Source organism: Ruminococcus flavefaciens 007c (assembly GCF_000571935.1).
Classification (GTDB): Bacteria; Bacillota; Clostridia; order Oscillospirales; family Ruminococcaceae; genus Ruminococcus; species Ruminococcus flavefaciens_F.
This window is the reverse complement of record NZ_ATAX01000023.1, coordinates 74,440-87,126: the sequence shown is the minus strand read 5'-3', so window position 1 is coordinate 87,126 and position 12,687 is coordinate 74,440. Positions and strand designations below refer to the sequence as shown.

At 43.6% G+C, this 12,687-nt stretch carries 13 protein-coding genes; 6 read left to right on the top strand and 7 right to left on the bottom strand.

Annotated elements, in window-relative coordinates:
* Positions 1 to 27 precede the first annotated feature (27 nt).
* Positions 28 to 1,305: a hypothetical protein gene (locus RF007C_RS07325; RefSeq protein WP_037298737.1), complete on the bottom strand. Its 1,278-nt coding sequence runs from the start codon at positions 1,303 to 1,305 to the stop codon at positions 28 to 30.
* Positions 1,306 to 1,529: 224 nt separating this feature from the next.
* Between RF007C_RS07325 and thyX the strand changes: the two genes are divergently transcribed.
* From thyX to RF007C_RS07295, 6 genes are read left to right on the top strand one after another with little or no spacing between them, the layout of a single operon-like run.
* On the top strand, positions 1,530 to 2,297 hold the full coding sequence (thyX, locus tag RF007C_RS07320; RefSeq protein WP_037298736.1) for an FAD-dependent thymidylate synthase: 768 nt from the start codon (positions 1,530 to 1,532) through the stop codon (positions 2,295 to 2,297).
* 17 nt (positions 2,298 to 2,314) lie between these two features.
* Entirely contained in the window at positions 2,315 to 3,205 is an 891-nt protein-coding gene (locus tag RF007C_RS07315; RefSeq protein WP_037298735.1) for a DUF2156 domain-containing protein, read from the top strand.
* 13 nt (positions 3,206 to 3,218) lie between these two features.
* A complete protein-coding gene (locus RF007C_RS07310; RefSeq protein ID WP_037298732.1) occupies positions 3,219 to 3,761 on the top strand; it encodes a DJ-1 family glyoxalase III in 543 nt (180 codons plus the stop codon).
* Between the two features lies 1 nt (position 3,762).
* Positions 3,763 to 4,323 carry a 5-formyltetrahydrofolate cyclo-ligase gene (locus RF007C_RS07305; protein ID WP_242823059.1) on the top strand — a complete coding sequence of 187 codons (561 nt, stop codon included), beginning with the start codon at positions 3,763 to 3,765 and terminating at the stop codon, positions 4,321 to 4,323.
* Positions 4,316 to 5,842, top strand: coding sequence for an endolytic transglycosylase MltG (gene mltG / locus RF007C_RS07300; RefSeq protein ID WP_037298731.1), 1,527 nt, complete (start codon positions 4,316 to 4,318; stop codon positions 5,840 to 5,842). The genes RF007C_RS07305 and mltG overlap by 8 nt, the downstream gene beginning before the upstream one ends.
* Positions 5,835 to 7,052 (top strand): peptidase U32 family protein, encoded by a 1,218-nt coding sequence (locus RF007C_RS07295; protein ID WP_037298728.1) that lies wholly within the window; start codon positions 5,835 to 5,837, stop codon positions 7,050 to 7,052. The genes mltG and RF007C_RS07295 overlap by 8 nt, the downstream gene beginning before the upstream one ends.
* 38 nt (positions 7,053 to 7,090) lie before the next feature.
* On the opposite strand, the gene RF007C_RS07290 is transcribed toward RF007C_RS07295, so the two are convergent.
* The 6 genes from RF007C_RS07290 to RF007C_RS07265 form a co-directional block, all read right to left on the bottom strand.
* Positions 7,091 to 7,483 carry a hypothetical protein gene (locus RF007C_RS07290; protein ID WP_037298726.1) on the bottom strand — a complete coding sequence of 131 codons (393 nt, stop codon included), beginning with the start codon at positions 7,481 to 7,483 and terminating at the stop codon, positions 7,091 to 7,093.
* A gap of 10 nt (positions 7,484 to 7,493) precedes the next feature.
* Complete coding sequence (locus RF007C_RS07285) at positions 7,494 to 8,069, bottom strand: biopolymer transporter ExbD (RefSeq protein WP_037298724.1); 576 nt, start codon at positions 8,067 to 8,069, stop codon at positions 7,494 to 7,496.
* Positions 8,070 to 8,071: 2 nt separating this feature from the next.
* Entirely contained in the window at positions 8,072 to 8,584 is a 513-nt protein-coding gene (locus tag RF007C_RS16460; protein WP_019678438.1) for a MotA/TolQ/ExbB proton channel family protein, read from the bottom strand.
* 101 nt (positions 8,585 to 8,685) lie between these two features.
* On the bottom strand, positions 8,686 to 9,684 hold the full coding sequence (locus RF007C_RS07275) for a lysylphosphatidylglycerol synthase transmembrane domain-containing protein (RefSeq protein ID WP_275450840.1): 999 nt from the start codon (positions 9,682 to 9,684) through the stop codon (positions 8,686 to 8,688).
* Positions 9,685 to 9,841: 157 nt separating this feature from the next.
* On the bottom strand, positions 9,842 to 11,563 hold the full coding sequence (locus tag RF007C_RS07270) for a MutS-related protein (protein ID WP_037298723.1): 1,722 nt from the start codon (positions 11,561 to 11,563) through the stop codon (positions 9,842 to 9,844).
* 74 nt (positions 11,564 to 11,637) lie between these two features.
* Entirely contained in the window at positions 11,638 to 12,666 is a 1,029-nt protein-coding gene (locus tag RF007C_RS07265) for a 3-deoxy-7-phosphoheptulonate synthase (protein ID WP_019678435.1), read from the bottom strand.
* Positions 12,667 to 12,687: the final 21 nt, after the last annotated feature.

Sequence of the window (12,687 nt, the reverse complement as noted above, 5' to 3'; positions counted from 1 at the left end):
GCTGCCTACACGGCAGCCTTTGATCTTTTACGTTTGATCAGATTCAAGCTTGAGCTTGAAGGGAGTGAACTTTCTGTAAGCGGATGAATTCTTTTCAACCGAATAACTCTCGGCAATAGCCTTCATCATATCCTCATAATCGCTGTAATAGCGCTCATTGAGAAGAGCATCGATATTATCCTCGCTCCAGAGGTCATCCTTTGTCATTCTTTCCTTTATATCAGCCTTGATAACGATATAAACGTTTTTCTCATCATAATCATACTTCTCGGCCTTATAACATTCAAGCTTGTTGAAAAGATAATCGTTATATGCCTGATATGCCTTAAGTGAAGCCTGCTGTTCAGCTGATGCTGTAGTTGTTGTTGCGGGATCTGCATCCTTGTCAGCTGTAGTTGTTGTGAACTTTGTAACAGTTATCTCATTTGCATAAGGATCTGTTGTAGTGGTGGTTGTGGTCTCACCCTTGGCTGTAGTAGTAGTGGTGGTAGTTGTAGTAGTTGTTGTCTCGCCTGCTTCCTCGGCAGCCTTTGCAGCAGCCTCGGCAGTACGCTTTTCAACATACTCCTTATACTCCTCTTCGCACTCGTCTATCTTCTTGAGCTTGCCTTCGTTTGTCTTTTCGGCGTTGATCTCCTTTACATAATCCGTGATCATGTTATTGAGACGTCTCTTCTCGTCATTACCGAACTCTTCGCCGTTATCATCTACCATGCTTACCGCAAAATACTTTACTCTTGTGGTCTTATCCTGGTAGTACTCCTTGAGCTCGTCCTCTGAACAGCCCTTTTCACAGTCGATACCGTAATAATGCTTGAATATCGCTTCCTGCTTGTAAGAATTCTCGATAAGCTTTCTGAGAGACTCCTCGCCGATACCGTTGTCTGTGAACATATCATTTGAAGAATTTGCCGAAATAACCGACTTGATATTGTCAAGCTGCTCGGCAGTAAGCTCTCCGCCTATCTTCTCGAATTCCTTTTCATAAGCAACGAAATCCTTACACGACTCGGTAGCCTTGTTCTGTATCCAGTCAACAGCATCAAGGTCACCGATAGCAGCATTCTTTACATCGTCAACTGAAGGCTGTGCACCGTTCTTTGTGTAAAGCTCATATGCAGCATTGTTATATGCGGATATCTCATTATAAATAAATACGCCTGCGGGAACCTCATAACCGTCAACAGTCAGTGCAGTCTGTGTTCCCTTTCCTATTGTAATAGCTTCAGGCGCACTGCATCCCGACATTGAAGCTGCAATAGCAAATGCCGCAGCAGCAGCCGCAAACTTATTAAACTTATTCATCTGTATATTCCTCCGATATAATTGTAGATTCCAGATACTGTTTTATTATACTACATTTTTTTCTGTTTGTCCATAGTAAAATTGAAATTTTTTTCATTTTATCACCGGACAAACTTATTAAATAAATTACTTTAATTATTTTTTACGTTATTTTCTTGACTTAATGTAAGATAAATGATACAATAAGAGTATATGCTTTATTGTAAATAAGGAAGGTGTCTGAATTGAACGTCAAACTTTTATCATATACTCCCGACGCTGAAAAGCTTATAGCCACGGCTGCAAAGCTCTGCTACTCCAGCAGCGACATTGAGTCTCTCCGCGACGGTCTCACCGACGACAAGGTGGAAAGCTTCATTGATATGATAGTTTCTATCGGACACGAAAGCGTTACAGAGCACGTTACATTCACTTTCGGTATCGAAGGTATCTCCAGAGCCTGCTCACATCAGCTTGTCAGACACCGTATAGCTTCATACTCTCAGAAAAGCCAGCGCTATGTCAACGAAAACGGCTTCGAGTTCATCACTCCCCCAGCCATTGAAGAGATCCCGGAGGCTAAGTCGGAGTACGACAGAATGATAAACGAAATAACCGAAAGCTATGAAAAGCTGGTGAATATACTTACAGAAAAGCATACCGCAGAGTTCACAGCACAGGGTCTCGATGAGAAAACTGCCCGTTCAAAGGCAGGAAAGCTAGCAAATGAAGACGCAAGATTCATACTCCCCAATGCCTGTGAGACCAAAATAGTTGTTACCATGAATGTACGCTCTCTTTTCAATTTTTTCCGTCACCGCTGCTGCAACCGCGCACAGTGGGAGATAAGGGCTGTGGCTAACGAAATGCTGAAGCAATGCCTTGAAGTTGCTCCCCATATATTCGCTCACGCAGGTCCTTCATGCGTTGCGGAAGGGAAATGCCCCGAAGGTAAAATGACCTGCGGCAGGATAAATGAAGTCAGAGAGTATTTTTCATCCATGAAAGGATAATAGCCGGCGGAGAAACAATGCTTGAATTCAGAGACATAGATATTACCGATAAAAAACGCATAACAGCAGCATTGAACGAGTCTCAGTTCATGGGCTGCGAATACAGCTTTTCCAACAATATGGCCTGGAAACGCCTGGGCGACTCAAAGATCAGCTTTTTCAAGGAATTTTACATCTGCTGTTCCTTCCGTTCGGAAGACGGAATACCGAAGTTCTTCTTCCCTTCCGGCAAAGGAAGCTGCTCAGAAGTAATCGCAGAAATGAAAAAAACTGCGGAGGGGCTTGGAAAGCCGCTCAGAATAGCAGGCATTACGGAATCTTCTCTTGATATGCTCAGTGATCTCTTCCCCGACAGCTTTGATGTAAGTACAGATGAGGGAGACTGGGATTATATCTACGCCTCAAAGGATCTCAGGGAGCTCCCGGGACGCAGATACCACTCAAAGCGCAATCATCTCGCAAGATTCGGCGAGCTTGATGCCTCCTTTTCTGTTATTACCGAAAAGGACTTTGACGACTGTATAACCTTCAGCGCTGTTGAGTACAACGAAAAAGCCGACGGACAGGATCATTCCTTTATTGCTGAGCAGTACGCCATAAACACCTATTTCAACTACTATAACGAGCTCGACCTGTCAGGCGGAGTTATAAGGATAGGCGGAAAGGTAGCTGCATTTTCCATAGGTGACCGTCTTAACGACAGTACCTTCTGCGTTCATATAGAAAAAGCTGATAAATCCTATAACGGCATATATACAGGTATCAACAACCTGTCTGCAAAAGCCTTTACAGAAGGCTTTGAATACACCAACAGGGAGGAGGATCTCGGACTTGAAGGACTGAGAAAAGCAAAGCAGTCCTATCATCCCCTGTTTCTCCTCAAAAAATATACTGTTACATTTAAATGAAAGGAAACAGAACATGATCTACGTTTTTCTTGCAAACGGTTTTGAAGAGACCGAGGCTATCGCACCAATCGACCTGCTCAGACGCGCAGGAAAAAAAGTCATTACTGTAGGTGTCGGCGATAATATAATCACCGGCTCACACGGTATCCCCGTAGTTACCGATACCATTGCACAGGAAGCTCCGCTCACTGATGAGCTTGAAATGATAGTTCTCCCCGGAGGTATGCCCGGAACTCTCAATCTTGAAAAGTCCGACTACGTTCAGAAGGCTATCGACTTCTGTGTATCCAATAACAAGTACATTGGCGCTATATGTGCAGCTCCTTCCATTCTCGGACATAAGGGTCTGCTCAACGGAAAGACCGCAGTCTGCTACGAAGGCTTTGAGACTCAGCTTACAGGTGCAGATATCGGCAGCGGCAGCGTTGCCGAAGACGGCATATTTATAACCGCAAGAGGTGCGGGAGTTGCCGTGAACTTTGGTCTGAAGCTCGTTGAAAAGGTACATTCAAAGGAAGAAAGCCTCCGACAGCGCAATGCTATACTGTGTGACTGATATGGATAGTAAAAAAGAACTGCGAAAACAATATTCACATCTTCGCGCAGAGATACGCGATAAGGTATCAAAGGATATGGACATAACCGAAAGGCTCCTTGAAGAGGAAAAGATCGCAGAAGCCGATACTGTGCTCCTGTATGCCTCCTTCGGCTCTGAGGTCGATACATACCTGCTCATAGACAAGCTCATTGAGATGGGCAAGAAGGTGGCTCTGCCAAAGTGCGGCACAGAACGCGCCATGACCTTCCACCTTATAGGCTCCGTGGCTGACCTCCATGAAGGTATGTACCGTATCCCCGAACCTGACAGCGCCCTGCCCCTGCCTGTTATAACCGATAAGACAATCTGCATTATCCCCGGACTTGCATTTACCGAGGAAGGCGGCCGACTCGGCTACGGCGGAGGCTATTATGACGAATTTATAATGCAAAATCCCGATATTTTTACGATAGCTCTTTCTTACGAAGAGCTTATCACCGAACAGCTGCCCCTTATGCAGCACGACCTTAAGGTCAATATGATAGTTACGGAAGAAAGGACGGTGCTCTGCAATGCCTGATAACAAAAATAATGATGTTATCAATGATATTCTCAATCAGCTCGATAATGAAAAGAAAAGAGCGGAAGCAGAGACGAAGGCTTCAGCTGAAAAGACTGAAGATAAAATGGATAAGTTTGTAGAAAAGTACTCTCCCAGCCATGAAAAGCCTGCGGAAGAAACGAGGACCATCGGTGATACTGCCGCAGAAGCAAGACACCTGCGCGAGGAAAAGCCCGTAAAAGAGGCAAAACCTCAGAGCAGCGAGGAGCCTCATCATGTACGCAGAGCTCCGGCTGATCATGATGCAGAGCGTCCTCATTCAAGACCTGCTCCTCCTCCGACCAGAAGCGCAGCAGGCGCAAAGCGCAATAATCTCCATCATAAAAAGAAGAAAAAGAAGAGAAGAAGCAGACTTCCGGGTGTTCTTATCCTTACAGTATTCATCTTTGCTGTATCCATATGCCTTTCAATGGTAATAATCGCCTTCGGAAGAGATATGCTCGGTATAGGAAAAAGCGATACCACAAAGCTCATAATCGTTCCCGAGGGTGCAAATACGGAACAGATCTCTACCCTTCTCCATGACGAGGGTATCATAAACTCTCCTAAATGCTTCCAGATGTTTGCAAAAATGCGCAAAAAGAACGATGTTTACATCAAGGGCGAACACTTCGTAAGACCTAATATGGCTTATGAGACCATTATCAAAACCCTTACCAACCAGGTCGAAGAGCAGAAGAAGGAAGCTGTCGACATTACCTTCTATGAAGGCGGTACTCTGTATGACGCAGCCGAAAAGCTTGAAGCAGAAGGAGTCTGCAACGGCAGTGACTTTATGTTCTATTTCAATTCCGGTGAATTCGGCTACAGGTTTGAGGAGTATCTCCCGAAAACTCCTCCTGCGCTCAGATTTGCCGATACCCGTATGGAAGGCTACCTCTTCCCAGATACCTATACCTTCACAAAGGATATGGATCCCGAACAGGTATGCCAGAAGATATACTTCAACTTCGATCAGAAAATGACCGACGAAAGACTCGAAAAGATCAAATCTCTTAATCTTACACTCGATCAGGTCATTACTATGGCTTCCATCGTTCAGAAGGAAGCTCCCACCCGTGAGGATATGAATCACGTAGCAGGTGTATTCTGGAACAGACTCGAAAAGCCCGAAGAAACAGCAGGCAAGCTTCAGTCAGATCCTACTACGAACTATGCAGAGAAAGTTATCAGACCTCATATGACTGTAAAGAACAATGAAATACTCGCTGCCTATGACACATATCAGGGGCAGGGCCTCCCTCCCGGACCTATATGCAGCCCCGGTCTGGACGCTATCGACGCAGTTCTTGAGAAGATGCAGACTGATGATTTCTACTTTGTAGCTAATATCTATACAAAGGAAACTATCTTCTCTAAGACCTATGACGAACACCTCCAGAATGAGGCAAAGGTCAAGGCCGACGAAAAAATTATAGAAGAACAGCGCATAGCTGAGGAAGAAGCAGCTGCCGCAGCGGAGGCAAACAATGAATAAGCTTGAAGTTCTTGCTCCCGCAGGTGATGAAGAACGCTTTACCGCTGCTGTGGATTACGGTGCGGACGCCGTATATCTCGGACGAAAGCAGTTCGGTATGCGTTCATCTCCCATGAATTTTGATTTTGAACAGCTTTGCAGGGCGGTGGAAACCGCCCACGCAAGGAATGTCAAGGTATACCTCACCTGTAATACTCTTCCGAGGAACAATGAGATACCTTTCTTTGAGCGCTTTGTCAAGGAAGCCGTTGAAGCAAAGGTAGATGCTCTCATTGTTGCAGACATCGGTCTTCTCATGCTTATAAAAAAGTATGCTCCCGATATGGAGATACATATCTCCACACAGACAGGAATAGTTAATTACGTTACCGCCCGTGAACTGTACAATATGGGTGCCAAGCGCGTGGTACTTGCAAGAGAGCTTTCCCTTGATGAAATAGCAGAGATCAGAGCAAAGACAAGCCCTGATCTTGACATTGAGACCTTTGTACACGGTGCAATGTGCGTTTCATTCTCGGGAAGATGCCTGCTTTCACAGTATCTCGTTAACCGTGACGCGAACCGCGGCGAATGTGCCCAGCCCTGCCGCTGGGGCTATCACCTTGTTGAGGAAAAGCGCCCGAATGAGTTCTTCCCTGTTTTTGAAGACGAAAAGGGTACATATATCCTCAATTCAAAGGATATGTGCATGATAGAGCACATCGACAAGCTTGCAGAAGCAGGAGTCACAAGCCTTAAGATCGAGGGCAGAGCAAAATCAGCTTACTATGTGACCGTAGTCACCAACGCTTACAAAATGGCTGTGGATCACTATTACAAGGATCCGTATAATTTTGTGCTTCCCGACTGGATCAGAGACGAGGTATACAAGGTAAGCCACAGAAAATACTGCAACGGCTTCTTTTTCGGTACTCCCGAGGAGTCACAGTACTATGAAAACAGCGGATATATCCGTAATTACGACGTAGTTGCTGTTGTTGAAAGCTGCGAAAACGGCACTGTATACTGTACACAGCGCAACCGCTTTTTTGCGGGCGATACCGTTGAGCTGCTTGCTCCTTCTCAGAAGCCTGTGGAGCTTGTCCTCGAAAAGCTTTACGACGAGGAAGGAAACGAAATAGATACTGCAAATCACGCAATGATGAAGTTTTCGTTCAAGTCCAATCTTGTTTTCCCAAAGGGCACTGTAATAAGAAAAGAAACTACATAAAAAAAGGCTGATACATTACGTATCAGCCTTTTTTGCACTTATTTTTCTACCTTTTTGTAGTTCTTATAACCAAGCTCGTCAAGCTTGTCCGTAAGCTCGTCCACCGTGTTCTTTGCGGCGGTGTCGTCGGAAGTAATAATAATCTCTGTGTCCTTGTCAAGCTTGCTTATCTCAGCAGCAAGCTCATCAAGTGAAATCTTTTCGTTATTGAAAAGATAATCATGTCCGGAAACAGTTATCTCAGCAGCTTTTTCATTCTTTGCTGCCTCGGTAGTCGGTTCATCCTTTGTGACAGAATCCGATGTAGATGTATCATTTTTCTTGCCGTCTCCAGAATTTTTACCGAATCCACCAAAGCCCTTGAAATAAAGCAGAGCGAATATCAGAGCCGCGATGATAAGTATCAGCAGTATTCCAAATATTTTCTTCATATCGATTACCTCACTTTGATATATTTATTGTTGTAAAATAGAGATTTTTGTATTCTCTCTGAATACCCATTACAGCATTTTCCACTTTTGGAACAGCAGCTTCTGTTCCGTAATCATTTCCGTTGAAGGTCAGCGTTGCTATCACCACATCTTCTGTGCCGTAGCCCGCTTTTTCCAGCATTTCCTTCAGCTTTCCGCGCAGCTGACAGGCGTCATCGGAACTTATCTTACCAATTCTCTTTCCGTCAGCGAGAACACTCAGTGTCCAGACATCGCCTTTTTCGACCTCATGCAGATTAAAGGTGATTCCTTTTCCTTCATTATATGCCGAAAGAGCCTGCTGATTCTTTCCTGCATTGGCATCAGCTGAAAGGATACGATCCCATTCTTCATCTGCTTTTTCGCGCCATTCCTGCTGTTCCTTCTCATTCTGCTCCTGCATCTCCGTATAGGAAGCCTCGGCAGCTTTTGCCTTTTCAGCAGCATTTTCTGCATCCAGCGAGCTGTACAGCACAAAGAAAAACAGAATAATCATAACGACATCAAGCAGAGAAGTAAAATCAAGAATTATTTCTCTTACCTTCATATCTACATCCTCGACTGTTTCTGCGACTCATCAATACCACTCTTTCTGAGCTTTTTGATAAGAGAAAGGTGTCTCTGGATAAGATCCTCGACATCAGCAAAGAATCTTGCATTTATTATTTTAAATGTAACAGCAAAAATTATTCCCCATGCTGTAGAAGAAAGAGCCGAGAAGAAGTTGTTTTTAGCATTGCTTATAGCTTCTGCACTGGACATATCCAGTCCGAGTAAAGCTAAGACCGTACCCAGCATACCGAGAAGCGGAAAAATAGATATAAGTGTAATGAACAGTGTATAACTCGAATTTATCTTGCGGTAGCTATCAAAGATCTTGTCTACCCTGTCAACATTGTAAAGGTCATCGCTTGACGCTTCCCAATCGTATATTTCGTTATCAACCGCCTGTCTGTTCTGGTGCAGCATAACAGCTACCAAAGCTGTGATAACAGCAAATGCCAATATAATGATATTGTAATAAGGAGAAACGGCGTGTCCGATTTTTGCCCAGAAGCCCATTAGTATCACCTCAATCTTTATTATACAGCATTAAAATCCAAAATGCAAGATATTTTACGAATATTTGACAATAAAAAACTCCGCCTGAAGCGGAGCAGATGTTATTGTATAGTTGTTCTCTTTTCTTTTCTAATATTGATAATATGTACCGTAAAAGTCACAACAGCACCGATAAGAAGTATCAGATAGAAGTTGAGTCCGCGGCTGATAAGAAGTGCAGGCTTTACAAGATCATTTCCGAATATACCTGTAAACGTCAGCAGAAAACAGCCCTCGGAAATACCTGCGGCACCGGGCAAAGGCAGCATCTCAACTGCAACGGCTATAAGGATCTGAAGAGTCAGCATATCCATAAAGCTCATACCGCTCAGGCCGTAAGCCTTATAAACTATCCATGTAATTGAAAAAAGAAAGGTTCTTTGTATGGCTGTAAGCACAAAAACGTTGAATACTACCGAAAGGTTTTTCTTTATATAGTCAGCTCCCATGGCATAGGTATCACATATCCTGATGAGCTTTTCGGTGTACTTATCCTTGTTTTTCTTCTTCATTATCTTCATTTTTACAAGAAGTCCGACTGTCTTGATACCAAGAGCTCTTGCCCAGATAGGCTTGATAAATACCAGCAGCAGCAAAGCAATAAAGAACAAATTGAGTACAAAGCCAAGAACGATAAGCCATTTCATATCCGCCGAATACTTAACTACAGTCCCGAAATTAAACATCATAAACCCCAGTGCCATAATAATAAGGACAGATTTATACGCAATGGTTATCAAAAGCATTATAAGCGTAGAATAACCTATTTTAATCTTATCCTTCTTCATATGGTACATCTGCATGGGCTGTCCGCCTGTCGAAGAAGGTGTGATATAGCTGAAAAAAAAGCCGATAAAGGAGTATTTAAGACATTTGAAAAAGCTTATTTTCTGTTCAAGGACTCTGAGCATATAATGTATTATCACCGACTCACCTGCTACAAAAAGCACGGCCGCTGCAGCACCGCATATGATCCATGAGGTATTTGCACTTCTCAGATCGCGGATTATCTCGGGCAGCTCCTGCTCCTTGAAGATCAGATGGAGCGTCAGAAGAGTTATAACAAGAATAAGACTTACATTCAGTGCATATTTAAGAAATTTCTTTATTTATGTCACCTCCGCATAAAAAGGCAAGAAGTTGTAGTCATCAGACTTAAATTATAGCATATATATACTTCAATGTCAATAAGTACACAACCCGTTTTTGCCCTTTTATTCAGTTATTTCCGCACTCAGAGGTAAGCATCTCATACGTCACTCCATACTTTTCCGCAATATCCTTGGCATATGACATTCCCTCTGGTGAAGCAACCTCCACCTTGAAGGAACGTTTGCCGTTCTCGCTCTTAACGATGAGCGAGGAAACGCCTTCTCCTTCACTGTCGGCGTCAAAAGCAAGCTTGTGCATATGGGTATTATAAATTGTCCTTACAGATTTATCGGCAATAGCTCTAACAGAGTCTCTTGCAATATAGTAACCCTCCTCAAAGGAAGTTGTGGAAAAGGTCTCATTCAGCAGCAGCAGACTGTCAGAGGTACAATCGGAATAAATCTGCCTGAATCTGACACATTCCTCGCCCAGTCTGCCGAGATCAAGCGTCTTGTCCTCATCAGCAGGAAAATGGGTATATATACAGTCTACGGGCTTATATCCGAATGACGAAGCCGGAACATAGATACCGCCCTGAGCCAGCACATAGAGAAGGCCCACCGCTTGGGTTATTGTGGTTTTTCCGCCGCGGTTTGCACCCGTAAGTATATATATGGTATGTTTTTTGTCAAAAACAAGGTCATTGCAGACAATATCATCCATTTTCCCGACATTAACGGCAAGCTTCAGATTATAAAGTCCTTCAGCCTCCATAGATGTATCATTTCCGTCTATGGTATGGGCTTCGCAGAAGGCAAAGCCTTTTTCCATACTCTTCTCGATAAACTTGGCAAATCTTATATAATAGATAAACTCCGGAATAAGCTCGGAAATATTGACTATTGCAATATCTGCATACTTGCTCAGTGTGTCTCTAAGCTTTTTCACAATGGAACTGAGCATCTTATTCAGAACCTTGTCAAGATAAAAGGTGGAATTCTCCGAATTGTCGCTGTCGGGAGTCTTGGTTACCGTAGCCCTTATCCTGCCGTCAACTATGGGAGTTCCCGCTACTGCCATATATGAACCTGCTTTTTCTATGAAGGATGAAACCTGACGACTGTGCTGCCTGTCGACCTGATAATAGTGCATATCGCCGTTCCATTCATTGCCTTCATTGAGCTTATCCTTTGAGGTTATGGCATCCGCAAAATTACTTACGACACCGGATTTTTTGAAAGGCTTTGTGTTTACGGAAATCAGGCCGAGACTTTCAGCCTCAAATCTCGAATTGACATTTATGCCGAGAGTAACGCTGCGGATATTACCAGTCTTTTCTTTCAGCTCGACAATATCCTTTTTCATTTCCGCAAAGCAGGCTTCATTATAGAGCTGGTCTATGTAATCCCTGAAGCCGATAAGTCCCTCAGACTCAATCTTTTCCTCAGCAAGGCACTCCTTCATAGCCTCTACGCATTTTATATAATCGTCCAGCTCGTCAACACGGTGCATCAGATACCAGAAACCGAGGTTTTCATCGGATTCCATGCGGTTCGTGCTGAATTTTCTTATAAATTCGATCTTTTCAAACAATTCGGACAAACGTTTTCTCATTTCAGGAAGCTTGAGAATATCCGCAAAGATCTTCTGCCTGTAAACAGCTGTACGATGATCGGCAGTCATATTTGAAAGAACGTTCATTATCATACGCTGCTCCAGACTGTCATTGGTTAGTTCCTTGCAGAAAGTATCCAGCCCAAGGTCATGGCACGTACATTCAGACATCTGTTTAAAACTTACTTCATTATTATATGGAAAAAGTATGCTGAATCTTCCGCTATCCTTCATATTAAAGCCTCCTTTATGAGGATTATAGTGTAAAAAGCTTCATTTTTAATAAAAAACAAAGCTTTTTTCCGATATTATAATCTGTCAGCTATATCAAGTATCATTCTCTCAGTCTTTTCCCAGCCGAGACATGGGTCAGTTATCGACTTACCGTAAATATGCTCATCTATCTTCTGAGAACCGTCCTCTATATAGCTCTCGATCATAAAGCCCTTTACAAGCTTGCGGATGTTATCGTCGTATCTTCTGCTGCTCAGTACCTCCTTGACTATACGAGGCTGTTCAAGGTGGCGCTTTCCGGAATTGCAGTGATTGGTGTCGATAATAGCAGCAGGATTGCTGAAGCCCTTCTTCTCATAAAACTCAAAAAGGAGCTGAAGGTCTTCATAGTGATAGTTCGGCATACTCTGGCTGTGATGATTCTCATATCCTCTGAGTATGGCATGAGCAAGAGGATTGCCCTCAGTGCTTACCTCCCAGCCTCTGTAAAGGAAAGTATGTCCTGACTGAGCAGCCTCAATGGAATTCATAAGAACAGGGATACTGCCGCTGACAGGATTCTTCATGCCCACAGGTATATTGAGTCCGCTGGCAGTAAGTCTGTGCTGCTGATTTTCAACAGATCGCGCTCCCACAGCAACATAACCCAGAAGATCGTTAAGATAGCGGTGGTTCTCAGGATAGAGCATCTCATCTGCACAGGTAAAGCCGGTCTCTTCTATGGCGCGGAGGTGCATTTTACGTATAGCTACTATACCCTTGTACATATCAGGCTTCTGGCTGGGATCGGGCTGATGAAGCATACCTTTATAGCCTTTACCTGTTGTTCTGGGTTTATTTGTATATATACGCGGAACTATAAGTACCTTATCACTTACCTTTTCCTGTACGCCTCTGAGACGTGTGATATAATCCAGGACACTGTCTTCGTTATCAGCAGAGCAAGGTCCTATAATAAGCAGCAATCTATCATTTTCTCCTCTGATAACGTCTGCTATAAGCTTGTTTCTCTCTGCGATGACCTTGCTGAGCTCTTCCGAAACAGGATACTCCCCTTTTACCTCGGCAGGTATGGGCAGCTTGCATTTAAAATTCATATTCATAACGGTATTATCCTTTCTGCA

Bases quoted from the DNA above. Each gene is read 5' to 3' on its own strand.
- RF007C_RS07310 (WP_037298732.1), top strand. From the start codon at position 3,219: ATGATCTACGTTTTTCTTGCAAACGGTTTTGAAGAGACCGAGGCTATC.
- mltG (WP_037298731.1), top strand. From the start codon at position 4,316: ATGCCTGATAACAAAAATAATGATGTTATCAATGATATTCTCAATCAG.
- RF007C_RS07290 (WP_037298726.1), bottom strand. From the start codon at position 7,483: ATGAAGAAAATATTTGGAATACTGCTGATACTTATCATCGCGGCTCTG.
- RF007C_RS07315 (WP_037298735.1), top strand. From the start codon at position 2,315: ATGCTTGAATTCAGAGACATAGATATTACCGATAAAAAACGCATAACA.
- RF007C_RS07325 (WP_037298737.1), bottom strand. From the start codon at position 1,305: ATGAATAAGTTTAATAAGTTTGCGGCTGCTGCTGCGGCATTTGCTATT.
- RF007C_RS16460 (WP_019678438.1), bottom strand. From the start codon at position 8,584: ATGGGCTTCTGGGCAAAAATCGGACACGCCGTTTCTCCTTATTACAAT.
- RF007C_RS07305 (WP_242823059.1), top strand. From the start codon at position 3,763: ATGGATAGTAAAAAAGAACTGCGAAAACAATATTCACATCTTCGCGCA.
- RF007C_RS07270 (WP_037298723.1), bottom strand. From the start codon at position 11,563: ATGAAGGATAGCGGAAGATTCAGCATACTTTTTCCATATAATAATGAA.
- RF007C_RS07265 (WP_019678435.1), bottom strand. From the start codon at position 12,666: ATGAATATGAATTTTAAATGCAAGCTGCCCATACCTGCCGAGGTAAAA.
- RF007C_RS07295 (WP_037298728.1), top strand. From the start codon at position 5,835: ATGAATAAGCTTGAAGTTCTTGCTCCCGCAGGTGATGAAGAACGCTTT.
- RF007C_RS07285 (WP_037298724.1), bottom strand. From the start codon at position 8,069: ATGAAGGTAAGAGAAATAATTCTTGATTTTACTTCTCTGCTTGATGTC.